The 24,177-nt window shown below is 68.5% G+C and carries 23 protein-coding genes and 1 riboswitch; of the genes, 11 read left to right on the plus strand and 12 right to left on the minus strand.

Features of this window, described 5'->3' with window-relative positions; translation table 11 throughout:
• Nucleotides 1–5 precede the first annotated feature (5 nt).
• The 6 genes from hemC to hemE form a co-directional block, all read right to left on the minus strand.
• Entirely contained in the window at nucleotides 6–1,004 is a 999-nt protein-coding gene (hemC, locus tag ACFVTD_RS01580) for a hydroxymethylbilane synthase (protein ID WP_387557105.1), read from the minus strand.
• Complete coding sequence (locus ACFVTD_RS01585; protein ID WP_387557108.1) at nucleotides 1,001–2,245, minus strand: ferrochelatase; 1,245 nt, start codon at nucleotides 2,243–2,245, stop codon at nucleotides 1,001–1,003. Before ACFVTD_RS01585 ends, hemC begins: the two co-directional genes overlap by 4 nt.
• The gene (gene hemQ, locus ACFVTD_RS01590; protein WP_387557111.1) at nucleotides 2,242–2,943 is read right to left on the minus strand and encodes a hydrogen peroxide-dependent heme synthase; all 702 of its coding nucleotides are present in this window, start codon (nucleotides 2,941–2,943) and stop codon (nucleotides 2,242–2,244) included. Before hemQ ends, ACFVTD_RS01585 begins: the two co-directional genes overlap by 4 nt.
• A gap of 113 nt (nucleotides 2,944–3,056) precedes the next feature.
• A complete protein-coding gene (locus ACFVTD_RS01595; RefSeq protein WP_387557114.1) occupies nucleotides 3,057–3,917 on the minus strand; it encodes a hypothetical protein in 861 nt (286 codons plus the stop codon).
• Between the two features lie 140 nt (nucleotides 3,918–4,057).
• A complete protein-coding gene (hemG, locus tag ACFVTD_RS01600; protein ID WP_387557117.1) occupies nucleotides 4,058–5,509 on the minus strand; it encodes a protoporphyrinogen oxidase in 1,452 nt (483 codons plus the stop codon).
• A gap of 3 nt (nucleotides 5,510–5,512) precedes the next feature.
• Nucleotides 5,513–6,607: a uroporphyrinogen decarboxylase gene (gene hemE / locus ACFVTD_RS01605; RefSeq protein WP_387557119.1), complete on the minus strand. Its 1,095-nt coding sequence runs from the start codon at nucleotides 6,605–6,607 to the stop codon at nucleotides 5,513–5,515.
• Between the two features lie 158 nt (nucleotides 6,608–6,765).
• Here hemE and ACFVTD_RS01610 point away from each other — a divergent pair, with 158 nt between their 5' ends.
• The gene (locus tag ACFVTD_RS01610; RefSeq protein ID WP_387557122.1) at nucleotides 6,766–8,097 is read left to right on the plus strand and encodes a glutamyl-tRNA reductase; all 1,332 of its coding nucleotides are present in this window, start codon (nucleotides 6,766–6,768) and stop codon (nucleotides 8,095–8,097) included.
• Nucleotides 8,098–8,215: 118 nt separating this feature from the next.
• Here the strand turns inward: ACFVTD_RS01610 and moeB are convergent, their stop codons facing one another.
• The gene (gene moeB / locus ACFVTD_RS01615; RefSeq protein ID WP_387557125.1) at nucleotides 8,216–9,415 is read right to left on the minus strand and encodes a molybdopterin-synthase adenylyltransferase MoeB; all 1,200 of its coding nucleotides are present in this window, start codon (nucleotides 9,413–9,415) and stop codon (nucleotides 8,216–8,218) included.
• An 85-nt stretch (nucleotides 9,416–9,500) separates the two neighbouring features.
• On the opposite strand from moeB, the gene ACFVTD_RS01620 reads away from it, so the two are divergent.
• The 3 genes from ACFVTD_RS01620 (at nucleotide 9,501) to ACFVTD_RS01630 (ending at nucleotide 10,796) form a co-directional block, all read left to right on the plus strand.
• On the plus strand, nucleotides 9,501–10,166 hold the full coding sequence (locus tag ACFVTD_RS01620) for a TetR/AcrR family transcriptional regulator (protein WP_387557128.1): 666 nt from the start codon (nucleotides 9,501–9,503) through the stop codon (nucleotides 10,164–10,166).
• A gap of 62 nt (nucleotides 10,167–10,228) precedes the next feature.
• Nucleotides 10,229–10,453, plus strand: a complete 225-nt coding sequence (locus ACFVTD_RS01625) for a DUF3107 domain-containing protein (protein WP_159631504.1) — start codon at nucleotides 10,229–10,231, stop codon at nucleotides 10,451–10,453.
• Between the two features lie 40 nt (nucleotides 10,454–10,493).
• Nucleotides 10,494–10,796 carry a hypothetical protein gene (locus ACFVTD_RS01630; RefSeq protein WP_387557132.1) on the plus strand — a complete coding sequence of 101 codons (303 nt, stop codon included), beginning with the start codon at nucleotides 10,494–10,496 and terminating at the stop codon, nucleotides 10,794–10,796.
• A gap of 72 nt (nucleotides 10,797–10,868) precedes the next feature.
• Here ACFVTD_RS01630 and ACFVTD_RS01635 read toward each other — a convergent pair whose 3' ends face one another.
• The 3 genes from ACFVTD_RS01635 to ACFVTD_RS01645 all read right to left on the minus strand — a co-directional run bounded on the left by ACFVTD_RS01635 (nucleotide 10,869) and on the right by ACFVTD_RS01645 (nucleotide 13,220).
• A complete protein-coding gene (locus ACFVTD_RS01635) occupies nucleotides 10,869–11,684 on the minus strand; it encodes a thiazole synthase (protein ID WP_387557135.1) in 816 nt (271 codons plus the stop codon).
• 4 nt (nucleotides 11,685–11,688) lie between these two features.
• A complete protein-coding gene (gene thiS, locus ACFVTD_RS01640; RefSeq protein WP_175316478.1) occupies nucleotides 11,689–11,925 on the minus strand; it encodes a sulfur carrier protein ThiS in 237 nt (78 codons plus the stop codon).
• On the minus strand, nucleotides 11,922–13,220 hold the full coding sequence (locus ACFVTD_RS01645; protein ID WP_387557138.1) for an FAD-dependent oxidoreductase: 1,299 nt from the start codon (nucleotides 13,218–13,220) through the stop codon (nucleotides 11,922–11,924). Before ACFVTD_RS01645 ends, thiS begins: the two co-directional genes overlap by 4 nt.
• A riboswitch (TPP riboswitch) is annotated at nucleotides 13,213–13,331 on the minus strand. (Overlaps the previous gene by 8 nt.)
• A 27-nt stretch (nucleotides 13,332–13,358) precedes the next feature.
• Between ACFVTD_RS01645 and thiE the strand changes: the two genes are divergently transcribed.
• The 4 genes from thiE (at nucleotide 13,359) to ACFVTD_RS01665 (ending at nucleotide 18,471) form a co-directional block, all read left to right on the plus strand.
• Nucleotides 13,359–14,099, plus strand: coding sequence for a thiamine phosphate synthase (gene thiE, locus ACFVTD_RS01650; protein WP_387557141.1), 741 nt, complete (start codon nucleotides 13,359–13,361; stop codon nucleotides 14,097–14,099).
• Nucleotides 14,100–14,138: 39 nt separating this feature from the next.
• Nucleotides 14,139–15,608, plus strand: a complete 1,470-nt coding sequence (locus ACFVTD_RS01655) for an RNB domain-containing ribonuclease (RefSeq protein WP_387557144.1) — start codon at nucleotides 14,139–14,141, stop codon at nucleotides 15,606–15,608.
• 290 nt (nucleotides 15,609–15,898) lie between these two features.
• Entirely contained in the window at nucleotides 15,899–17,587 is a 1,689-nt protein-coding gene (locus ACFVTD_RS01660) for a DEAD/DEAH box helicase (RefSeq protein ID WP_387557147.1), read from the plus strand.
• A gap of 8 nt (nucleotides 17,588–17,595) precedes the next feature.
• Nucleotides 17,596–18,471, plus strand: coding sequence for a DNA-methyltransferase (locus ACFVTD_RS01665; RefSeq protein WP_387557150.1), 876 nt, complete (start codon nucleotides 17,596–17,598; stop codon nucleotides 18,469–18,471).
• Between the two features lie 12 nt (nucleotides 18,472–18,483).
• On the opposite strand, the gene ACFVTD_RS01670 is transcribed toward ACFVTD_RS01665, so the two are convergent.
• The gene (locus ACFVTD_RS01670; protein ID WP_387557153.1) at nucleotides 18,484–19,332 is read right to left on the minus strand and encodes a PHP domain-containing protein; all 849 of its coding nucleotides are present in this window, start codon (nucleotides 19,330–19,332) and stop codon (nucleotides 18,484–18,486) included.
• Between the two features lie 80 nt (nucleotides 19,333–19,412).
• On the opposite strand from ACFVTD_RS01670, the gene ACFVTD_RS01675 reads away from it, so the two are divergent.
• A complete protein-coding gene (locus ACFVTD_RS01675) occupies nucleotides 19,413–20,987 on the plus strand; it encodes an aminopeptidase P family protein (protein WP_387557156.1) in 1,575 nt (524 codons plus the stop codon).
• A 120-nt stretch (nucleotides 20,988–21,107) separates the two neighbouring features.
• Here the strand turns inward: ACFVTD_RS01675 and ACFVTD_RS01680 are convergent, their stop codons facing one another.
• The gene (locus ACFVTD_RS01680; RefSeq protein ID WP_387557159.1) at nucleotides 21,108–22,097 is read right to left on the minus strand and encodes a general stress protein; all 990 of its coding nucleotides are present in this window, start codon (nucleotides 22,095–22,097) and stop codon (nucleotides 21,108–21,110) included.
• A 77-nt stretch (nucleotides 22,098–22,174) separates the two neighbouring features.
• On the opposite strand from ACFVTD_RS01680, the gene ACFVTD_RS01685 reads away from it, so the two are divergent.
• The gene (locus ACFVTD_RS01685; RefSeq protein ID WP_387557162.1) at nucleotides 22,175–23,458 is read left to right on the plus strand and encodes a magnesium transporter MgtE N-terminal domain-containing protein; all 1,284 of its coding nucleotides are present in this window, start codon (nucleotides 22,175–22,177) and stop codon (nucleotides 23,456–23,458) included.
• Nucleotides 23,442–24,134 carry a DUF1003 domain-containing protein gene (locus ACFVTD_RS01690; RefSeq protein ID WP_387557165.1) on the plus strand — a complete coding sequence of 231 codons (693 nt, stop codon included), beginning with the start codon at nucleotides 23,442–23,444 and terminating at the stop codon, nucleotides 24,132–24,134. Before ACFVTD_RS01685 ends, ACFVTD_RS01690 begins: the two co-directional genes overlap by 17 nt.
• Nucleotides 24,135–24,177 lie beyond the last annotated feature (43 nt).

Genomic DNA, 24,177 nt, shown 5'->3' on the forward strand with positions numbered 1-24,177 from the left:
GGAGGTCAGGACGCCTGCAGGTCGGCGATGTCGGCGGCGCCCGCGGCAAGGAGCAGCTCAGCGAGTTCGATGCCCAGCAGGGTTGCTCCCACTTCCGTCAGCCCGTCGGTGGCCCGCTTGTCCCGCACGGTGGCGGTGCCGTCCACGGCGCACACCACGGCTTCAAGGTGCAGCATGCTGCCCTTGCGGTAGGCATAGGCCCCAACGGGCGCTGCGCAGCCCGCCTCGAGCCGGGCCAGCAGGGCACGTTCGGCGGTGACCGCCAGGCGGGTGTCGGGATCATCGAGCGCGGCAAGGGCCTGGGCCAGGACCGCCTGGGAGCCTTCGCGTGATCCCGGCTTCGGCGGAGCATCGGCCGTGCGGCACTCAATGGCCAGGGAGCCCTGGCCGGCCGCGGGCAGCATGACATCGGTTTCGAGGTACTCCGAAACCACGTCCAGCCGGCCGATCCGCTCCAGGCCTGCCGCGGCGAGGACCACAGCATCCAGGTCGCAGGACTTGCCGGGCACTACCTGGTCCGTGGAATTGCCGGGCAATCCGGGAACTCGGCCCAGGCGGGTGTCCACGTTGCCGCGGATGTCCACAATGTCCAGGTCGGCGCGGGCGGCCCGCAACTGGGCTGCGCGCCGGGGCGACCCGGTGCCGACGCGGGCCCCTGCCGGAAGGTCTGCCAGCTTGAGGCCGTCGCGGGCGCACAGGACGTCGCGGACGTCCACGCGGCGCGGGGTGGCGGCAAGGCTGAGCCCCACTGCGGCGCCGGTCGGCAGGTCCTTGAGCGAGTGCACGGCAACATCGCACTCATCGCGCAGCAGGGCGTCGCGCAGGGCGGCGACAAAGACGCCTGTGCCGCCCATTTGGGACAGCGACCCCGTCAGGACGTCGCCGTCGGTGCGCACGTGCACCAGTTCCACCGGAAAACCTCCGACGGCGGACAGCTGGTCGGCGGTCTGCTGGGTCTGGGTCAGCGCCAGCTTGCTGGCGCGTGTTCCAATCCGGACCGTCACGGCTGGGCCGTTTCCCCGGCGGCGCCGGACGGGTACGGGTCATGGCCCGTACCCACGGTGGTGTCAGCCCCTGCGATGGTGGGCTTTTCGCCGCGGAAGTTTGCGCAGCATCCGGGACGGCAGACGTCGTACCAGGGACCAAGATCCGTCAGGGCCGGGCGATCGCTGATGTTGTTGGCCACCGTCCGTTCGCAGATGAGGTCCACCAGGCCGTCGACGAACTTCCGGTGTGTCCCGGGGGTGGGGACACGGGTAGCGGCCAGGCCCAGGTTGGCGCAGGTTTCCATTGCCTCGGTGTCCAGGTCCCAGACAACTTCCATGTGGTCACTGACGAAGCCGAGGGGAACGATCACGATGCCCTTGGCGCCCTGACCGGCCAGTTCCTCGATGGCGTCATTGATGTCCGGTTCGAGCCACGGCACGTGCGGGGCGCCCGAACGGGACTGGTACACCAGGGACCAGGGTGCGGTCAGCCCGGATTCGCCCTGGACGCGCTCCATGACGGCAGCGGCATTGGCGAGGTGCTGGGCCACATAGGCGGACCCTTCCTCGAACTCCCGCGGCTCACCCTCGGACCGGCCCGCCGCTTCGGCGTCGCGGGTGGGGATGGAGTGGGTGGCGAACAGGATGTGCACGGGGGCGTCGGGCGTTCCGGCTTCGGCCAGCGTGGCGCGGACCTCCGCAAGGCCTGCAGCGGTGCCTTCCACAAAGGGCTCCACGAACCCGGGGTGGTCGAAGTACTGGCGGACCTTGTCCACCTCGAGCTTGCCGTCCAGGCCGGTCTCCGTCAGGGCCATGCCGATGTCTTCGCGGTACTGGCGGCAGCTGGAGTAGCAGGAGTAGGCACTGGTGGTGAGCATCAGCACCCGGCGGTGGCCGGCGTCGTACGCTTCCTGCAGCGTCTCCGGGATGTAGGGGGCCCAGTTGCGGTTGCCCCACAGCACAGGCAACTCGATGCCGCGGGCAGCCAGTTCGGCCTCCAGGGCGGCCTTCAGCTCGCGGTTCTGCTGGTTGATGGGGCTGACGCCGCCGTTGGCGCGGTAGTGGTGGGAGACTTCCTCAAGCCGCTCATCGGGGATGCCGCGGCCCCGGGTGACGTTGCGGAGGAACGGAATGACGTCCTCCTGGCCTTCCGGGCCGCCGAAGGAGGCGAGCAGGACGGCGTCGTAATTCTTGGGCGCCATGCGTCCTGCTTCGGTGACCGGGTTGACGGCGGCGGTTACCTGCTGTTCGGGGCTCATGCCAGCACCTCGGCAACCTCGTCGGCAGAGATACGGCGTCCCGTGTAGAAGGGAATCTCCTCGCGCACGTGGTTGCGCGCCTCCGTGGCCCGCAGGTGGCGCATCAGGTCCACCAGGTCCACGAGCTCCGGCGCTTCCAGGCCCAGGATCCACTCCCAGTCGCCCAGGGCGAAGGAGGAAACGGTGTTGGAGATGACCTGCGGGAAGTCGCGTCCCAGCAGGCCGTGGTCGCGGAGCATCTTGCCGCGTTCGGCCTCAGGGAGGATGTACCACTCGTAGGAGCGGACGAACGGGTAGACGCAGAGCCACTCGGCCGGCGCGACGCCGCGGGAGTAGGCGGGCGTGTGGTTCTTGGCGAACTCCGCTTCGCGGTGGACGCCCATGGCGGACCAGACGATCTCAGTGCCGGCAAAGAGGGTGCTGCGGCGGATGTCGCGGATGGCCTGCTGCAGCGCCTCCGGCTTGGGTCCGTGGAGCCACACCATGACGTCGGCGTCGGCGCGCATGGCCGAGACGTCGTAGCTGCCCCGGTGCGTGACACCGGCGGCGGCGAGACGCTCGAGCAGCGCTTCGAAGTCGGCGGCGGCATCCGCGCTGCGGACCACTGACTCCGACCGCTTGAATACCGTCCAGAGGGTAAAGAACTGCTCGGCTGATTCTTCGGTTTTAGTGACAGATTCGGCAGAAGTGTGGCTCATGGTTACAAGTTTGCCCCTTCCCTGCCCCCAAGACGAAACCGAAGAGTTCTACAGCTCGTAGAAGTGACCAAAGTCACCTTCCCGAGTGCAGCAGGCCGCCCGGCATGGCGCCCTCAGGGGCGGCGCATGCGCAGGAATACCAGCCCGGCAGCGGCACCTACGCCCACCAGTCCGGCGCCCAGCCACACCATGGCATCGGGTACGCCGGGCAGTGGGCCGGTGGAGGAAACTGCCTGCCCCGGCCCTTCCGGTGCGGCGGCGGCTTGCGGCGCGCGGGTGGGCTGCGACTGGCGCGCGTTGATGGACAACGACGTTGGCAGGGCGGAGGCCGGCGTGGACACCGGGCCCGCAGCCGGTGCGTTGTCCCCCGCGGCAGTCCCGCCGGTCCCGGTGGCGTCGGAGGCCGCGGCAGCGCCTGCTGATGCTTCACCGAACCCCGGCATGGTGGCCTGCGTCCCGGACAGCGGGGCGGGACCTCCCCCGGCTGCTTCCGGCGCGGTTCCAGCGGACGGGGCAGCGGCCGCCGGAGCAGGGCCGCCCGCCGCTGTCGAAGTACCGGTTCCAGGGGCGGCAGCCGTGGCGGACCCGGACCCGCGAGGAGCCGCGGACGCCGTCGGCGTGGCTGCGGCTGAGGTTTGTGGTCCGGGCGCCAGGGGCGTCCCGGAGGTGGTAGGAGCCGGCGACGGAGTGGAGGTCGAGCCAGCGGACAGGGAAGCGGAAATCGTGGGAAGCAGCGAGCCGGGCAACGGGAGCAGCGTCGAAGATGTCCGGGGTGCCGGGGTGGCCGTGGCCGTCGATTCGCCGGTGGCCTGGCCTCCATGCCAGGCGGGGGCTTGTGCTGCCGGGTCCTGCGGAGGCGGGACCGCGTCGTCAGCCAAGGACGCCTGGACGCCGGTGGAAAGAACCAGTACCGCTCCGACGGCCGCTGCTGCGGTGCCGCGCCGGATTCCCCCATGGATACCGGTCCGGGACATTGAAAGCTCGGACCTGTGTTGAACCATAGTCATCGACCCTAACCAGAAGGCTTGGCCGATTGGAAACTGGACAGGACGCCGTCCCGGGCGCTGCGCGGGTGCAGCAGGCCCGGGTTCGGCGCCCTGACCAGCAGGAATGCTCAGGCGGCGGTGAGTTGGGCGATTTGCGCCCGTGTGTCGGCCACCACAGCTGCCAGGCCGTTCCCGGCCACCCATCCGCCCACGACGGCCAGCCCGCCGGCAGCGCTGCAGGCGTCCCGGATCCCGGCGGCCCGGGCACGGTGTCCCACGGCGGCAAAGGGCAGCGCTCCGCGCCACCGCACGACGTCCCAGCCCCGGACGTCCTCCTCCGTGAGGGGGACGTTCAACAGGGCGGAGGCGTCGCGCAGGGCCGCGGCGAACAGCTCATCATCCGTTTGCGGTCCGGAGGGCTGCGCCGAGGCTCCATCGACACGGCCGTAGGAAAGGCGCACCACGTGGCGTCCCGGCCCGGCGGCAGCAGCCAGCCAATCCCATTTTCCCGTGGCGTGCGTGAGCGCCTTCGCTTCGATCCCTGGCGTTTGCGGGGCCACCAGGATCCCGGTTCCACGCGGCCGCCCGTCCAGGTCCGGTTTGTCCAGGACCAGTGTGACCAGCTTGACGTCCGGCCCGGACGCGGGCTTCCTGCCGGAGATTGCAGGGACGGCATGTTCCAGGAGTTCGACGGCGGCCGGTCCCTCCACGGCCATGACCAGGAGTGCGGCGCTGAAGGACGCCCCGCCGGCGTCGACGCGCCAGCCGCCAGGGGTGCGGGAGACCGCCGTCGCGGCAGTGCCCGGCACAAGGACCACACCCCGGCGTTGGAGATCCGCCACCAAGGCATCCACCAGGATGTGCATGCCGCCTTCGAGTCCGGCGACGGCGGATCCGGCTTTAGCAGGCTGGCCAGGCTGCTGCGGCTGCCCGGGGCCCCCCGCACGGCGCCGCTGCGCCGAGACCGCGGCAGCGAGGGAACCGTGCTGGCGCAGTCCGGCACGGAGGCCCGGAGCCACCATGTCGACGTCGAGCAGTCCGGGATCGGCGGAGTGGACGCCGCCCACCACCGGGGAAACCAGCCGTTCCAGTACCCGCGGCCCCATCCTGGCCCGGACCAGCGCGGCGACGCTGGTGACGCCCGCCCCGGCACCGACGGAGGCGGGCAGGAGGCGGTCCACGGAGGCGCGCAGCGAGCCGAGGATGCCCAGGGTGCGCCGGACCTCAGGGTCCCAGGGATTGGCGGGAATGCCCAGGACGCCGGTCCGTGGCAGCTCGCGTGGCCCGTCCGGAAGCTGTACCCATGCGCCACCGGGGCGCGGGGGAACGATCTTCCCGCCAAGGCCCAGTTCCGTGCAGAGCCGGGCGACGGCGTCGGACCTGGTGGCGAAGGACTCGGCACCGCTGTCCAGGGTGAGGCCGGCCACCACGTGGCTGCCCACGCAGCCGCCCCACGCCGTCCCGGCCTCCAGGACGGTCACCTCATGGCCGGCCGCTGCGAGTTCCCGGGCGGAGAGCAGCCCGGAGATCCCGCCGCCCACCACCAGCGCCTTGCCGGGTGTTGCCGGGGAGCTGCCCACGGGTTAAGCCGGCGAGATGGAGTGGATGAGCTCCACAACCCGGGTGAGGACGTCGGGGTCCGTCTCGGGCGGTACGCCGTGCCCCAGGTTCAGGACGTGGCCGGGTGCGTCGGAGCCTGCAGCGATGACCTCGCGGACGTGCGCTTCCAGGATGTTCCAGGGTGCTGACAGCAACGCGGGGTCGATGTTTCCCTGCAGCGGCACCGTCCCGCCGAGGCGGCGGTTTGCTTCATCCAGCGGCAGCCGGTAGTCGACGCCCACTACGTCCACCCCCACGTCCCGCATTGCAACGAGGAGTTCGGAGGTGCCGGTGCCGAAATGGATCAGCGGTGCCCCAAGGTGGCGGACATGGTCCAGGGCACGGGCCGACGCCGGGGCAACGTATTTGGTGTAATCGGCCAGCCCCAGCGAGCCCGCCCAGGAGTCGAAGAGCTGGGCGGCGGAGGCGCCCGCCTCCAGCTGCGCCTGGAGGAACATGCCTGAGGCGTCGGCGGCCCAGTTGGCCAGCGCGCTCCACGTCTCCGGGTCGGCGTGCATCATGGTCCGCGGGCCCAGGTGGTCGCGGGACGGCTTCCCTTCCACCATGTAGGCGGCCAGGGTGAACGGTGCCCCGGCGAAACCGATCAGAGGCGTCCTGCCCAGTTCGGCCACCGTGAGGCGTACGGCTTCCCTGATGGGTTCCAGGGCCTCCCACGTCAGCTGCGGGAGGGCCGCGACGTCGGCGGCGGTGCGCACGGGCTTATCGAGGACCGGCCCCACCCCGGGCACAATGTCCACGCCCACGCCGGCAAGCTTCAAGGGGATGACAATGTCCGAAAAGAAGATCCCGGCGTCCACGTCATGCCGGCGGACGGGCTGGAGCGTGATCTCGGAGGCCAGTTCCGGCCGAAGGCAGGAGTCCAGCATGGCAATTCCCTCGCGTACCTTCAGGTACTCCGGCAGCGAGCGGCCGGCCTGCCGCATGAACCAGACGGGACGGCGGGATGGCTTGCCGCCGCGGTAGGCCGTGATCAGCGGGGAGTCTGCTGTGCGGCCGTCCATCAGTGGATGGTCTGCGGCGAGGGCGCCGGCAGCGGAGACGGCAGGGCTAGGAGTCATGCCTTTGATTGTGCCCAAAAAGAACCGCAAAAGATAACGGCAGCCTGTCGCTGGAGCCCCGTGAATCCCGGAGGTGGCAGGGATCACGCCCCACTGTGGCGACTATCCTTTCCGGCGGTTGTTCTACCGGGCGACGAAAAAGCTATGATTGGTCTGCTGTGGTTCTTTTTTCATTGGTGGCTACACACGCCGACATCGATCTTGAAACCGTTGCTCAGTTGAGCAACGGTTCCTCCGGGATTGCCGCTTCCGCGCTCACCGAATCACCAGCCGTCGCCGGCGCAGTGGTCCTGGCCACCTGCAACCGTTACGAGATTTACGGCGAGGCCGCGAATCCGAACGACGTCGAAGCGGCCCGGGCGGCCCTCGTCTCGCGGATCAGCGAGGCCAGCGGCCTGGCAGAACCCCTCGTGTCCCGCTCCTTCAGCACCCGCACCGGGCCCGAGGTGACCCAGCACTTGTTTGCCGTCAGCGCGGGGCTGGACTCCGCCGTCGTCGGTGAGCGCGAGATCGCCGGTCAGGTGCGCCGCGCCCTCATCACCGCACAGCACGACGGCACTGCCAGCGCCGGACTGGTCCGGCTCTTCCAGGCGGCATCCAAAACCGCCAAGGACGTGGGCGCACAGACTGCCCTCGGTTCACGGGGCCTGTCCATCGTTTCGGTGGCGCTGGACCTCGCCACTGATCTTTCCGAGAACCCGGACTGGTCAACGAAGAAGGTTGTCCTGTTCGGCACCGGCGCCTACGCCGGCGCCACCATGGCCCTGCTGCGTGAGCGCGGCTGCACCGACATCTCCGTTTTCTCCTCTTCCGGCCGGGCCGAAGGGTTCGTGGCGTCCCGCGGCGGCGCTGCCCTGGACGCGGAGTCCCTGCGCCCGGCGGTGGCTGCTGCCGACGTCATGATCGGCTGCAGCGGCTCGGACACCCGGGTCGAGGCCGATGAACTGGCCCAGGTCCGCGCGGAGTCGCCGCAGCCCCTGATCGCCATCGACCTGGCCCTCACCCACGATTTCGATCCCGCCGTCGGCGAACTGGACGGCGTTGAACTGCTGACCCTGGAATCGGTGCGCCTGGCCGCCCCGCAGGAGCAGGCGGAATCCCTCACCCAGGCCAGCGGCATCGTCAAGGGTGCCGCGAAGGCCTTCGAGCAGGAGCGCGAAGCCCGCTCCGTGGACTCCGCCATCGTTGCCCTGCGGCGCCACACCATGAGCGTGCTGGACGCGGAGATGGAAAAGGTGCGCGCCCGCCACGGTTGCACCGCTGCCGCTGAAGAAGTCGAGTTCGCGCTGCGCCGCATGGTCAAGCAGTTGCTGCACGTCCCCACGGTCCGCGCCCGCGAACTCGCGGCCAACGGCCAACAGGACGACTACGTGGCGGCGCTGGAGGCCCTGTACGGCATCACCGTCGAGCAGCCCGCGGCGGCAACCAACTCCCCCGCCGTGACCGAGGCCGAATGCCCGGTGGACCACAAAGGCCGCGAAACCGCCTGAGTCCTTTCCCCGACGCCCCATCACCATTTGCCCCTAAATCGGAAACGCCCCATCACTTTCTTCAGGGAAGTGATGCGGCGTTTCTCAAAAAACCGCTAAAGGTGATGGGGCATCCCGGTCAGTAGACCGGCTTCTGGGGTTCCACGTCGCGCACCCAGGCCAGGATCCCGCCGTCGAGGTGGCTGACCCGCTGGTAGCCGGCTTCCCGGGCGGCCGCCAGCACATTCGCGGACCGCGTACCGGCCTTGCAGTGGAACACGATGTCCCGGTCCTGCGGAAGTTCGTCCCAGGCCTCGCCGGCCAGGATCCGTCCCTGCGGGATCAGTTTTGCCCCGTCGATCCGGACGATGTCGTACTCCCCCGATTCCCTGACGTCCACCAGTTCAAAGTCCTTCAGCCCGGCTTCGCGCGAGGCCAGCATGGTGGCGAGCTGGGTGGCGGTGACCGTGTGCCCGGCGTCCGACGCGGCCGCCGGGGCGATGCCGCAGAACGCCTCATAGTCGGTGAGTTCGGTGATGGGTTCGGCAGCCGGATCCTTCGCTACCCGGATCTCGCGCCAACTGCCGCCCAGCGCGTCGAAGAGGGCCACGCGGCCCAGCAAAGAGCGCCCGACGCCGGTGATCAGCTTCACCGCTTCGGTCACCATGAGCGATCCCACGGCGGCGCACAACATGCCAAAGACCCCGCCCTCGCCACAGGACGGAACGGAACCGGCGGGCGGGGCCTCGGGGTACAGGTCCCGGTAGGTGGGTCCATGCCTCTCCCAGAAGACGCTGACCTGGCCGTCAAAGCGGAAGATGGAGCCCCACACGTACGGTTTGCCGAGGATGGCGGCGGCGTCGTTGACCAGATAGCGGGTGGCGAAGTTGTCGGCACCGTCGAGGATGAGGTCATAGCCGCTGAACAGATCCAGGGCGTTGGATGCGTCCAGGCGCACGTTGTGCAGCCGGACGTCCACCAGCGGGTTCAGTTCGGCGATCGCGTCGCGCGCCGATTCGATCTTGGGCCGGCCCACATCGCTGACACCGTGGATCACCTGGCGCTGCAGGTTGCTCAGGTCCACGACGTCGTCGTCGATGATGCCGATGGTTCCCACCCCGGCCGCGGCGAGGTAGAGCAGCGCGGGTGCTCCCAGTCCGCCGGCGCCGATTACCAGCACCCTGGCGTTCTTGAGCCGCCGCTGCCCGAGGGCGCCGATCTCGGGAATGATCAGGTGCCGGGAGTATCTTTCGACCTCGGCGGCAGTAAGGTCGGCGGCCGGTTCCACCAGCGGATCCAGGGAGGGTGACGCAACATTTGCGGTGAAAGACGAAGCCATACTTCAATGTATGCCCCGGGATACCGCCGGGTCATATTACCCCGCAGTAAAGTGAAGGGTAACTGCAATGGAAAGAAGGACAACTGTGGTCCCTGAAGCACGGGCCGACCGCCCGACCGCCGCCGAACCGCAAGCTCCCTCCCGCCCCGCAGGCCAGCGGTCCGCCCGGCTGCCCCGGGATGAGCGCCGCGCACAACTCCTTGCCGCGGCCCAGGAGGTGTTCGTAGCCAACGGCTACCACGGCGCTGCGATGGACGAGATCGCAGAGACCGCGCACGTGAGCAAACCGGTGCTGTACCAGCACTTCCCGTCCAAGCGCGACCTCTACCTCGCGCTGCTGGAAAGCCACCTGGCGTCGCTCACTGAATTAATGCTGGGCGCCCTGAACTCCACCACGGACAACGATGAACGCGTCCAGGCCGTCATGCGCGCCTACTTCCATTTCATCGCCAATGACGACCAGGCCCACCGCCTGGTGTTCGAATCCGACCTGATCAACGATCCCGACGTCAGCTCGAGGCTGGAAACCTTTAACCGGACCTTCGCCGACGCCATCGCCCGGGTGATTGCCGAGGACACCAAGCTCCCCCACCTGGAAGCCGAACTGCTGGGCCGCGGGCTGGCCGGGATGGCGCAGGTCAGCGCCCGGTACTGGCTGGAAACGGATGGGAACCTGGACCTCGATGTGGCCAGTGACCTCATCTACCGTTTAGCTTGGCGCGGAATCTCTCGCTTCCCCAAAGAGTCCTAGACTACAAATAAGACAACACCTCGTAGAGAAACACGAGTACTTTCACAGGCTGGGAGGCCCCCTTGGAGATTAAGATCGGCGTTCAGAACGTTGGCCGCGAAATCGTGCTGGAATCGACCCAGGATGCGGAGACCGTGGCCAAGGTTGTTGGCGAAGCCATTAACGAGGGCAGCGAACTGCGCCTGAAGGATGACAAGGGACGCCTGATCATTGTTCCGGGCAACGCGCTTGCCTACGTGGAAATCGGGGCCGAAGAGGTCCGGCGCGTAGGTTTCGGCCAGTTCTAGTCCTGGCCTGCTGCAGGCCCGCCGTTTTTCAAGGAGATCCATGCTTTCGCTGACCATCGTGGTGCTGGCAACCGTCGCTGCAGGCTTCGTTGTCTGGGCCAATGACAAGCGGCACTCCAAGTACGGCGCGGCCTTGCCGGCCGGTGTGGCCGCGGGTGTTGCGGCATTGGCGTGGATCATCCTGATGACCGCAGGCTTGGGCTACCTGCCGGGAACCACCTGGCTTCCCTGGGTCCTGCCGATGGTCCTGGGCGTCGCCGCGGCGATCGCCGTCGTCGTTTTCCTGGGCCGCTCCCGTGCCCGCCGCGATACGGAACGCCTGACCGCCATCCTGCGGCGCTGACCGCCTGCAGGTTAGTACATACGCGTGTGGCCACCACCCTGCCGGGTGGTGGCCACACGCGTATGTACGGTGTCAGAGGAACTCCGCCCGGCCCTCCATCGCGGACGAGGCGAGGGCGTGTTCCCGGCGCGGGATGCGCCCGGCTGCCCGGGCCATCCTGCCGGCGAGAACTGCGTGCTTGAACGCCTCGCCCATGAGTGCGGGGTTCTGCGCCCGCGTCACGGCCGTGGCCAGCAGGACGGCGTCGCAGCCCAGCTCCATGGCCAGCGCCGCGTCCGAGGCCGTGCCAATGCCGGCGTCCAGCACCACCGGCACCGAGGCGCGGGACACGATGAGCTCGATGTTGTGCGGGTTCAGGATTCCCAGGCCCGTCCCGATCGGGGCGCCGAGCGGCATGACCGCGGTGGCGCCAAGGTTCTCCAGCCGCAGCGCCAGCACGGGGTCGTCGTTGGTGTAGGCGAAGACCTTGAACCCCCGGTTGACCAGCTGTTCCGTGGCCTCCACCAATTCCACGGCATCGGGCAGCAGTGTCTGCTCGTCGGCAATGACTTCCAGCTTCACCCAGTCGGTCTCCAATGCCTCCCGGGCAAGCTCCGCCGTGAGGACGGCGTCCCTGGCCGTGAAGCAGCCTGCGGTGTTGGGCAGCACGCGGATCCCGTGGTCCACCAGCAGCTGGAACAGCGAGCCGGTTTCCGCCGTCGAGTAGCGGCGCATGGCCACGGTGGTCAAGGCGGTGCCGGAGGCCAGGAGCGCAGCGCCCAGTCCGTCCAGGCTCGGTGCCCCGCCGGTACCCATGATCAGGCGGGATCCAAGGGCGACGCCGTCAATCACCAGGGCGTCAGCGGCGCCGGGATTCCCGGCCGGGTTGATGGTGCTGGTTTCGGTCATGGTGTCAGCCTCCCTGTACTGCCGTGACAAGTTCGATGTCGTCGCCCTCGGCGAGCGCCGTGGCGAACCATTGGCTGCGCGGCACCACCTGCGCATTATGGGCGACGGCGACCCCCAGCTTCCCGCCGTCCGTCGCCTGGCCGTTAGGCGCCAGCGGGCGTCCGGTGACCTGGCTGACGAGGGTGGTGATGGAGGCGCCGTCCGCCACCGTGTGGGTGTTTCCGTTCAGGGTGATGTTCACGCTGTCTCCTTGGTGTGGTGGTTTGTGCGGGCAGCGGCCGGACGCGAGAACCGCTCCGGGCTGAAAGGCGCCCAGCGCGGATCGGCACGCCCGTCCAGCAAGCCGGCGCAGATGGCTGCGGCCGCGGGGGTGAGCAGCACCCCGTGCCGGAAGAACCCGGTGGCGATGATGAGTCCCGGGACGTCACCGGCCTTGGTTCCCGCGGATCCGGGGGGCGCAGGCACACGGCCCAGCAGCGGCGCGTTGTCGGGGGTTCCGGGCCGGGCCCTGGCGGTGCACTCCAGCAGCTCCAGTTCGGCAACGGCGGGCACCAGCGCCTGGGCATCGCGCAACAGCTGGTAGACGCCTCCGGCGCTGACGGCATCGGACAGGGCGTCCTCGCGCTGGGTGGCGCCGATGACCACGGTCCCGTCCTGCCGGGGAACGATGTAGACGGGGACGCCGTGAACCAGCCCGCGCACGGTGGACGTCACCAGGGGCTGGAGGTGGCGGGGAACGGCGAGCCGCAGGATGTCGCCGTGCACAGGGCGCAGGGGCAACTCCAGCCCGTCGGGCAGGCCGCCAAGGTCCCCTGCCTGCAGCCCGTTGGCCACGATAGTTTCCGTTGCCAGGACGGTGCCGCCGCCGGCGAGGCTGGCGCCGACGACGGTTCCACCCTCCCAGAGCAGGCCGGCTGCCCGGTCCGGCACGGCATACCCGTCCCCCGCCCCTGCCGCCGCCAGGCCGGGCATCCCGCGGACGGCGCCGGCGAGGGCCTGCCGCAGGGCAGCCACCAGGCGGCGGGGATCAACCTGGTGGTCAGCGGGCGTGTCCAGGGCGCAGGCTATCGCGGGGCTGAGGAGCGGCTCGCGTTTGCGGGCTTCCCGTACGGTCAGGGGTTCCACGGACAGTCCGTTGGCCTGCTGTACCCCGCGGAGGTCCATCAGTGCGCGGCGGTCCGCGGCGTCGGCACCCACGGCGAGTGTCGACGTCGTGAGGTATCCGGAATCCGCACCGGTGGCTTCGGCGATGCCTGCGGCGAAACCGGGCCAGCGGGAGGAAGCGTCAAGCATCAGTTCCAGGAGGTCCTCCTCCTGGTAGTGCAGTTCGCTGACGGGGGCCAGCATTCCTGCGGCGGCCCAGCTGGCACCGCTTCCGGGCGCGTCATCGATCAGGGCAACGGAACGGCCGGAGCGCTGCGCCTCCCAGGCGATGCCATGGCCCACCACTCCGCCGCCGATGACGGCGACGTCCGCGCGGACCATGGAACCGGGGGCGCCGGACGGCCCGGCACGATGGTCAACAGGAGTGCTCATGTGGTTCCTTCCCTACGCCGGCATTAACCGGATCAGGTCAAGCGGTCGGCTCTGACGCCCTCTCAGCCCGGCGCTTTGTGACAGCTGCCGCGGGCTCCCGCAGTACGTGCCCAGTTTAGAGGAACTAGGCTTGCAGGCATGAATGCGACCACCCCCTCCTTCCCGGCAGGTTCCCACGCCCCGGCTGCTGACGTGCCCCATGCCGAAGTCGCCAACGCCGGCCACAACGACGCCCTCAAGGCGGCCCGCCTGTACCTGTGCACCGATGCACGGACCGCCCGGGGCGACTTCGCGGAGTTCGTGGACGCCGCGTTTGCCGGCGGCGTGGACATCATCCAGCTGCGCGACAAGACCATCGAGGCCGCCGAGGAACTGGACCTTCTGGCGGCATTGAAGGAGACCGCGGTGCGGCACGGGAAACTCTGGGCCGTCAATGACCGCGCCGACATCGCCGTCCTGTCCGGGGCACCGGTGTTCCACATCGGCCAAAAGGACCTTCCGCTGGCCGCGGCGCGGACCCTGGTCAACGGCAACGCCGCCATCGGCCTCTCCAGCCACACCACCGGCCAGGTCGACGCGGCCCTCGAGGCAACCGGCGGCCCGTCCGGGCTGGACTACTTCTGCGTGGGGCCCGTGTGGGCCACCCCCACCAAACCCGGCAGGGCCGCCGTCGGGCCCGAATTGGTCAAGTACGCCGCCGGCGCCTCGGCGCAGGCCGGGGATCCCGTGCCGTGGTTCGCCATCGGCGGCATCGACCTCGGAAACGTCCGCGAGGTGGTGGAGGCCAGTGCACGCCGGATCGTCGTGGTGCGCGCCATCACCGAGGCCCCCGACCCCGCGGCGGCTGCTGCCTCGCTCCTTGGCGCGCTGGACGGCTGAGCCTGCTTAATCCCGGAACTTGGGGCTAGGCTGAATTTTGTGTCACATCATCGGTTGGCCCCCAACGTCCATGACCACAGGAACGCCTTGGAAGAGGCGTTGGGCCTGCTGCGGACCGAACTTGAGCTGCCGGGCCCGTACCCGGCCGACGCCGTGGAAGACGCCCGGGCCGCCGTCGCGGCGTTGACGCTGCCGTCCTACGACCTGACCACCGTCGAATTCGTCACCATCGATCCGGCGTCCTCCACCGACCTGGACCAGGCCGTGTTTATCGAACTGGACGGGGACGGCTACCGGGTCATGTACGCCATCGCCGACGTCCCCGCCTTCGTTGCGCCTGGCGGTCCGCTGGATGCCGAAACCCGGCGCCGCGGGCAGACGTTCTACGCTCCGGACGGTCGGATCCCGCTGCATCCGGAGGTGATCAGCGAGGGGGCCGGCAGCCTGCTGCCCGGCCAGGAGTGTTCGGCTTTCGTCTGGGACTTCACGCTCGACGGCGACGCGTCGGTACTGACCGTGGGCGTCCGGCGGGCACGGGTCCGCAGCCGCGACAAGCTCAGCTACAAGGGCGCCCAGGCAGACCTCGACGCCGGGACCGCGCCTCCCGTCCTGCGGCTGCTCCGCGAGGTGGGCCTGAAGCGGGTAGCACTGGAACGGGCGCGCGAGGGCGCCAGCCTGAACATGCCCGAGCAGGAAATCGTCCAGCTGCCGGACGGCGGCTACCGGATTGACGCCGTTCCGCAGCTTCCCGTCGAGGACTGGAACGCGCAGATCTCGTTGATGACCGGAATGGCCGCCGCGCAGCTCATGCTGGAGGGCAAAGTGGGCATCCTGCGGACCATGCCTGCCCCTGACGAGCGGTCGCTGCGGCACTTCCGGCTGCAGACCGAGGTGCTGGGCAAGCCCTGGGACGGGCACGTCAGCTACGGCGAATACCTGCGGTCGCTCGATCCCACAGACCCCCGCCAGCTGGCCATCATGCATTCGGCCGGCATGCTGTTCCGCGGCGCCTCCTACACCGCCTTCGACGGAACCGTCCCCGAAGACGGCATCCAGTCCGCCATCGGCGCCGCCTACGCCCACACCACGGCGCCGCTGCGCCGCCTGGTGGACCGGTTCGTGCTGGTCATCTGCGAGGCCCTGAGCAACGGCGGCGAAGTTCCCGGCTGGGCGCGCGAAGCCCTGCCCCTGCTTCCGGGCATCATGGCCGGCTCGGACCAGCTGGCGTCACGAATGGAGCGCCTGGCCCTGGATACCGTGGAGGCGGCGCTGCTGCTCAACCACATCGGGCAGGAGTTCGATGCGATCGTCATTTCCGGATCCAAGCCGCAGAACGGCAACGGGAATGGAAAGAACGGCAATGGCGGCAGTTCCGGGATTATCCAGATTGCCGAACCGGCGGTGACCGCACGGTGCGCCGGCGAACTGGAGTCCGGCACCAAGGTCCGGGTGCGGCTCGTTTCCTCCGATATCACCACCCGGCAGATCCACTTCGAGCTCGTTTCCTGAGCGGCAGGCGGCTCCCAGGGAGGGCCGAAACCGTGTTTTTGTGCCCTTACGGCTAGACTGGGAGGGTAGAACTGGATGCCCGGTCGTTGATTTCCTTGATTTGAAACCAACAAGCCCGCCCCTACGCGATCTTGAGAAGTACCCGTTGGTCACCAGTGCCAGCATTAGATAGCCCGCGATCGGCTTCCACTGGAATCGCTTGCGCGCCTGAGCGTGCTCCGGAGCGGCCAGCTTTGGCCGGCCCGTTGAGCAGGCAGCGCCATTGCCCAAATGAATAAGGAAACTCCCCTGTGAGTGAATTGCATACCCACCAGCTCCTGAGCGATGTGTCCGGCACGGAAACCATCGAGCCGGAAGAAACCATCATCTCGGACGAAAAGCCGCACGAAATCGCGGAGAAGTCCTTCGCCGACTACAACGTCCGCCCGGACATCGTCGAATCCCTGGCCGACGCCGGCATCACCCACCCCTTCCCCATCCAGGCGATGACCCTGCCGGTGGCCCTGGGCGGCCACGACATCATCGGCCAGGCCAAAACCGGCACCGGCAAGACCCTGGGCTTCGGCATTCCGGCGCTGCAGCGCGTGATCGGCCAGGACGACCCCGGCTACGCCAAGCTGGCCGTTCCGGGGGCGCCGCAGGCATTGGTCATTGTGCCCACCCGTGAGCTGGCCGTCCAGGTTGCGAACGATCTCCAGACGGCTGCGCGGAAGCGGAACGCCAGGATCACCACCATCTACGGCGGCCGCGCCTACGAGCCCCAGGTGGAGGCATTGAAGCAGGGCGTCGAGGTGGTGGTTGGTACCCCCGGCCGGTTGATCGACCTCTACAAGCAGAAGCACCTGAGCCTCAAGAACGTCAAGATCGTGGTGCTGGACGAAGCCGATGAAATGCTGGACCTGGGCTTCCTGCCGGATGTGGAGACGCTGATCGCGGCCACGCCCGCCGTCCGCCAGACCCTCCTTTTCTCCGCCACGATGCCCGGCCCCGTCATCGCCATGGCGCGCCGGTACATGACCCAGCCCACGCACATCCGCGCCGCGGATCCGGAGGACGAGGGCCTGACCAAACGCGACATCCGCCAGCTGATCTACCGTGCCCACAGCATGGACAAGACCGAAGTGGTGGCGCGCATCCTGCAGGCCCGAGGCCGCGGGCGGACCATCATCTTCACCAAGACCAAGCGCACCGCCGCCAAGGTGGCCGAGGAACTGGTGGACCGCGGGTTCGCCGCCGCCGCCATCCACGGCGACCTGGGCCAGGGAGCCCGCGAGCAGGCGCTGCGCGCCTTCCGGAACAACAAGGTCGATGTCCTGGTGGCCACCGACGTCGCCGCCCGTGGCATCGACGTCGAGGACGTCACCCACGTCATCAACTACCAGTGCGTGGAGGACGAGAAGATCTACCTGCACCGGGTGGGCCGCACCGGCCGCGCCGGCAACAAGGGCACGGCCGTCACGTTCGTCGACTGGGACGATGTTCCCCGCTGGGCCCTGATCAACAAGGCCCTTGGCCTGAATGTGCCCGAGCCCGTGGAAACCTACTCGTCCTCGCCGCACCTGTTCACCGATCTTGACATTCCCGAAGGCACCAAGGGCCGCCTTCCCCGGGACAAGCGGACCCTGGCCGGCGTCGACGCCGAAGTCCTCGAGGACCTCGGCGAGACCGGGAAGAAGAACAGCCGCGGCGGCCGTGACGCGGGCCGGACCCGCGACCGGGACGGACGCGGCCGCGGAAAGGCCGACGCCGGCAAGGGCGGCAGCCGCGAAGGTGGCCGCAGCAGCGACTCGGCCGGCCGCCAGGGCGAGCGCCGTCGTCGTACATCGACCCCGGAGACCGCGCCCGCCGGCGAGGCCGCCGCAACCGACGGCGAAAAACCGAACCGCGCCCGCCGCACCCGCACCCGCACCCGCCGCCGGAACGGCGAAGTGGTGGCCGGTGCCGACAAGGGCACGCAGCCTGGCAACTCCGAGGGCTAACTGCCCCGATGACTGACACTGTTTGGGCGCCGGACGGCGGCAGCCTGGTGGTGCACGCGGACAACGCGGCGTACCTCCCCACGCTGCCGGACGGCGCCTTCACACTGATTTACGTGGACCCGCCCTTCAACACGGGCCGGCCACAGACGCGCCGGGAAACCAAAATGGTGGTCAACGCCGAAGGCAGCGGGGACCGGGTGGGGTTCAAGGGCCGCTCCTACGACACCATCAAGGGCGCCCTGCACCGCTACGATGATGCGTTCAGCGATTACTGGTCCTTCCTGGAGCCCCGGCTGGTGGAAGCGTGGCGCCTGCTGGCCGATGACGGCAGCCTGTACCTGCATCTGGACTACCGCGAGGTGCACTATGCCAAGGTCATGCTGGATGCCATCTTCGGCCGGGAATGCTTCCTGAACGAGATCATCTGGGCATATGACTACGGTGCCCGGGCGAAGAACCGGTGGCCCACCAAGCACGACAACATCCTGGTCTACGTGAAGAACCCGGCGAAGTACCACTTCGACAACGCCGAGGTGGACCGTGAACCGTACATGGCGCCGGGCCTGGTGACCCCTGCCAAGCGGGAACTGGGCAAGCTGCCCACGGACGTCTGGTGGCACACCATCGTCTCGCCCACCGGCAAGGAAAAGACCGGCTACCCCACCCAGAAACCGGAGGGCCTGGTCCGCCGCGTCGTCGCAGCTTCGTCGCGTCCCGGTGACTGGTGCCTGGACTTTTTCGCCGGCTCGGGCACCTTGGGGGCAGTTGCCGCCAAGCTCGGCCGGAAGTTCGTGTGCGTGGACCAGAACCAGCCGGCCATCGACATCATGGCCAAGCGGCTGGGTGCGCATGCCACGCTGACCTCATTCCTGCCGGCCGGTTAGCCCTCCTGCAGCCTAGGGCCGGACGACGGCTGCTCCCGTGCCCTGTTCCTCGATCCGCGCCAGCATGTCCGGTGCCGTGAGATTTTCGCCTAGCAGGTTGGGCTTACCGGTGCCGTGGTAGTCGGAGGATCCCGTGATCAGCAGGCCATGCCGGGCAGCGAGCCTGCGCAGGAAGTCCCGTCCCTCTTCCGGATTGTCCCGGTGGTCGATCTCCAGGCCGGCCAGGCCGGCGTCGATCATTTCCCGGTAGGTCCGCTCCCCCACGATCCGTCCCCGGGCGGAGGCTACGGGGTGGGCAAACACCGGCACGCCGCCGGCGGCACGGACAAGCTCGACGGCGGTGGCCGGGTCCGGGGCGTAGTGCGGGATGAAGTAGCGGGACCGGGAGGTGAGAATGGACGCGAACGCCTCGGAACGGTCCTCAACTACCCCCGCGGCGACGAGGGCGTCGGCGATGTGCGGCCGGCCGAGGGTGGCTCCCGGCGCGACATGGTGGATGACGTCGTCCCAGGTGAGCGGGTAGTCCTCGGCGAGGATGGTGACCATGCGTTCGGCGCGCGTCAGGCGCGAGTCCTTCGCCTTGGTGATCTCCTCGAGGAGCCCGGGATGGGTGGGGTCGTGCAGGTAGCTCAGGAGGTGGACGCTGATGCCTTCCTCCGTCCGGCAGGAGACTTCCATGCCCGGTACCAGGGCCACCCCGTACGTGGCTGCGGCCGCGGTGGCTTCCGCCCAGCCTGCCGTTGAATCATGGTCCGTCAGCGCCACCACGTCCAGTCCCGCGCGGACAGCCGAGGCCATGACATCGGCCGGGGTCTCGGTGCCGTCGGAGACGTTGGAGTGGGCATGCAGGTCAATCCTCACTTATCCAGCGTAGTGGACCGGCGGCGGGAGACCGGGGAGGCCTGTTCGCTTAGCCGGGACGCTGGTGAGACGATGGTGCCGTGAACGATGCCGAAAACACCCAAAACTCTGCTTCCCAGCCGCTGGAGGACCGCGTCAACAACCGCTCCCAGCGGCCCAGTTCCAACGCCTTCAAGGCCTTCATGGCCAGCAACTGGGCGCCCTCCACCCAGGAGCTTCCCCAGCGCGACGCCGTCGCCGCTTACGCCGCAACCCGGCGCAAGGCCATCTCGGCCCAGTTCAAGGGCGAACGCCTGGTCATCCCCGCGGGGCCGCTCAAGGTCCGTTCCAACGACTGCGACTACCGCTTCCGCCCGCACTCGGGCTTCGCGCACCTGGCAGGCCTCGGCCTGGACCACGAGCCGGACGCGGTCCTGATCCTGGAACCGGTGGAAGAGGGAAGGGGCGACGACGGCGCGAACCACACTGCCACCCTCTACTTCCGGCCGCTGGCCGGCCGGGATACGGAACAGTTCTATGCGGACTCCCGCTCCGGCGAGTTCTGGATTGGGGCCCGCCCCACCCTCGAAGAGTTCGAGGCCCGGCTGCGACTGGCCACCGCGCACATCGACCAGCTGGAAACGGCCATCACGAAGGATGTGGGCGCCCCGGAGATCGGCGGGATCTCCATCCGCCTTGTCCGCAAGGTTGACGAGAACATCGACGCACTGGTGGACACGGCCCGGTACAACACGGCCAAGGACCCCGAGAACCTGGACCTTGAAGTGCTCGACGCCCTGGACGAGAAGCTCAGCGAAGCCCTGTCCGAATTGCGCCTGCTCAAGGATGAATGGGAAATCGAGCAGATGAAGATTGCGGTGTCCGCCACGGTCGAAGGATTCGAAGAGGTGGTCAAGGCCCTGCCCCGGGCCCTCACGCATGCCCGCGGCGAACGCGTGGTGGAGGGTGCCTTCTTCGCCCGCGCCCGCGAAGTGGGCAACGAACTGGGCTATGACACGATCGCAGCGTCCGGCAACAACGCCACCGTGCTGCACTGGACCCGCAACACGGGCCGGATCCACGCCGGCGAACTCCTGCTCCTGGACGCCGGCGTCGAGGCCGACTCGCTCTACACGGCGGACATCACCCGGACCCTTCCCGCCAGCGGCACCTTCAGCGACATCCAGCGCAAGGTCTACCAGGCGGTACTCGACGCCGCCGATGCCGGATTCGCCGCCGCGCAGCCCGGGACGAAGTTCCGCGACATCCATACCGCAGCCACCACGGTCCTGGCCGAGCGCCTGGCCGACTGGGGAATCCTGCCCGTCAGCGTGGAGGAAGCCATCAGCCCGGAAGGCCAGCAGCACCGCCGCTGGATGCCGCACGGCACCAGCCACCACCTGGGCCTGGATGTCCATGACTGTGCCCAGGCCAAGCGGGAACTCTACCTCGACGGCGTCCTGACCGAGGGCATGGTGTTCACCATCGAACCCGGCCTGTACTTCAAGAAGGAAGACCTCGCCATCCCCGCGGAATACCGGGGCATCGGCGTCAGGATCGAGGACGACATCCTCATGACCGCCGACGGCCCCGTCAACCTCAGTGCCGCCCTGCCGCGCAATGCGGAGGACGTGGAGGACTGGATGGCCGGGATCTACCGTACCGAAGAGGCCTAGGAAGCGCCCAGGCAACAAAGAGCGGGACCGCCGGATGCATTCCAGCGGCCCCGCTCTGTTGTGTCGGTACCAGTTCCCCGTGATGCGCCTGGACCCGTGGTCCCGGAAGCACCGGTGCGGTTACTGGCGGTGCTCGCCCCGGTGCTGCCCGCCCTCCGCACCATAAGCGGTATCAGCCGGATGGTCGGTGCCGTCCTGCGCGTGGTCGCCTGCCCGGTGTTCAGCAGGGCCTCCCGCAGTGTCGCCCATCCCCGGTTGTCCCGCGGCCGGACCCTGCGGTACGCGGACGCCATACTGCGGGCGGCCGTCGGGCAGGTCCGGGTAGCGAATTGCGGACCGGACCGGCTGCTGGTCGGCGTGCTGCTGGCCGCCGTCGTAGTGCTGCGCCGGCTGCTGGCCGCTGTGCTGCTGGCTGCCGTCCTCCGGGTACCCGTGGCCTCCCTGCGTTGGTCCACCCTGGCCGGCCGACCTCTGGCCGTAGGGATCGTTCCAGCCGGCGGGGCGGGCCGGGCCCTGTCCCTGCTGCTGCCCGGGCTGCTGGTGCTGCTGCTGGTTGTAGTAGTCGTGCTGGGTGTACGGTCCGTGGCCCGACGCCGCATCCGAACGGGACATGGGCAGCTGCTGCAGGAGGCGGCGGGCCTCGTGGGCTGCCTCGGGGGCCACGATCACGTCATAGTTGGTGGCCACCACCTGGCTGGTGGACGTGAAGTCCCGCTTGCCGCGCTGCATGGCGTAGGTGACGATGCCGAAGAGCATGAAGAACGCCGCACCCATCAGCACCGAGGTCATGATGGAGAAGTATCCGGGCGACGGGGCGAAGAAGGAGAGCATGACGCCCACGAACAGGCCGAACCACATGCCGCTCAGGGCACCGGAGAGCGCCACGCGCGGGTAGCTCAGGCGCCCCGTGACGCGCTCCACCATCTTCAGCTCGTTGCCCACGATGGACACCATCTGGACCGGGAACTGCTGGTCCGCAAGGTAGTCGACCGCTTTCTGGGCGTCGAGGTAGGAAGTGTAGGAGCCAACGGTGTCGCCGGTGGGAACAGCCCGGGCATCATCCGGTCCGTTCGCGGCGCCGGGCTTGGGACCACCAAAAATGTTCGACATAAACCCATTCTTGCCCATGAAGGTGGGTGCCGCCTGTAAATTCAGCTAAAAGAGAGCAGACTCGGTAGCCTGTAGTGGTGAGCACAACACCTACCCGCGTCTTCGTGGCACGCCTCCTGGGCCTCGACGTCTTCGACCCGCTGGGCGACCGGCTGGGCCGGTTGCGCGATGTTGTTGTGCTGTCCCGGGGAACCCAGGGAGCCCCGCACGTGGTGGGCATCGTCGTCGAAGTTCCCGGCAAGAAGCGCGTGTTCGTACCCATGACCCGCATCACCTCGATCGACCAGACGCAGGTCATCTGCACCGGCCTGGTCAACCTGCGCCGGTTTGAACAGCGCGGGGCGGAAACGCTGGTGGTGGCCGAGATGTTCGACCGCCGCGTCACCCTCCGTGACGGCAGCGGCGACGCCACCATCGAGGACATCGCCATGGACCAGCACAGGTCCCGCGACTGGTTCGTCAGCAAGCTCTTCGTCCGCCGCGGGCACTCCCTCTCCCCCTTGAGCCGGTTGCGCCGCAACGAGACCCTGATCATCGACTGGGCGGACGCCCAGCAGGGCCCGCGCACCGAACCGCAGGCGGCCACGCAGTTCGTTGCCAACCACGAGGACCTCAAACCGGCCGACTTCGCCGAAGCACTGCAGGAGATGAGCGACAAGCGCCGCTTCGAAGTGGCCAGCGAACTGCAGGACGAACGGCTCGCCGACGTCCTCCAGGAGCTGCCCGAGGACGACCAGGTGGAGATCCTTTCCGCACTGGACCTCCAGCGCGCCGCCGATGTCCTGGAGGAGATGGACCCTGACGACGCCGCCGACCTCCTGGGTGAACTCCCGTCAGCCCAGGCGGAAGAACTCCTCCAGCTCATGGAGCCCGAAGGGGCCGAGGACGTGCGCCGCCTGCTGGAATACGACGAGGACACCGCCGGCGGCCTGATGACCCCCGTGCCGGTGATCCTTCCACCGGAGGCAACGGTGGCCGAAGCCCTGGCCCACGTCCGGCGGGAAGAACTCTCCCCCGCACTGGCGTCGTCGATCTTCATCGCCCGGCCGCCGCTGGAAACGCCCACGGGCCGCTTCCTGGGCGTGGTCCACATCCAGCAGCTGCTGCGCTTCCCGCCGTTCGAGGCACTGGGAAACCTGGTGGACAAAAACCTTGAGCCACTGTCCGACCAAGCCCACATCAGCGAAGTGGCACGGACCCTGGCTACCTATAACCTGAACTCCCTCCCGGTGGTCAATGACGCCGGCCGGCTTGTGGGGGCGGTGACTGTTGATGACGTATTGGATCACTTGTTGCCGGACGACTGGCGCGCCCATGATGGCGAAGCCCCGATAAGAAAGCTCGGTGGCCGCATTGGCTGATAACAGCGCTCCCAAGAACCTCAACCAGCGCAACCCGGCCAAAGCGGAATCAAAAGGCAGCCTGGATACACCCCTGAGCGGCAGGCAGCGGATCCTGCCCACGTTCCGTCCCGACCCCGATGCGTTCGGCCACGCCACCGAGGCGTTCGCCCGGTTCATGGGAACGCCACAGTTCCTGGTCTATATGACCATCTTCTGCATCTTCTGGCTGGGATGGAACACCTGGGCGCCCGCTGACTGGCAGTTCGACTCCAGGGACCTTGGCTTCACCCTACTGACCCTGATGCTGTCGCTGCAGGCCTCCTACGCTGCGCCGCTGCTGCTGCTGGCGCAGAACCGGCAGGATGACCGCGACCGCGTCTCGCTGCAGCAGGACCGCCAGCGCGCCGAGCGGAACCTCTCTGACACCGAGTACCTGACCCGGGAGCTGGCCTCCCTGCGGATCGCGCTGCGCGAGGTAGCCACCCGCGACTATGTCCGGGCCGAGCTGCGCTCCCTCCTCGAAGACCTCCTGGAAGCGCAGGAGGAACTGCGGACCCACGAGGACTCCGGGCCCGGCTCGCACGAGTCCCCGCGGGACAAGGTCAAGGACAAACTGCGTGAACAGCGGGACAGGCAGCGCAACCCGCGCACCCAGCAGATTCCCCGGGTCAAACCGGGCCACTCTGCCCAATGACCACCAGGCCGCCCGCCACCGGCCGGGCCGCCGCTGCTACCGC

Source organism: Pseudarthrobacter sp. NPDC058119 (genome assembly GCF_042884655.1).
In the GTDB taxonomy this organism is placed as follows: domain Bacteria; phylum Actinomycetota; class Actinomycetes; order Actinomycetales; family Micrococcaceae; genus Arthrobacter.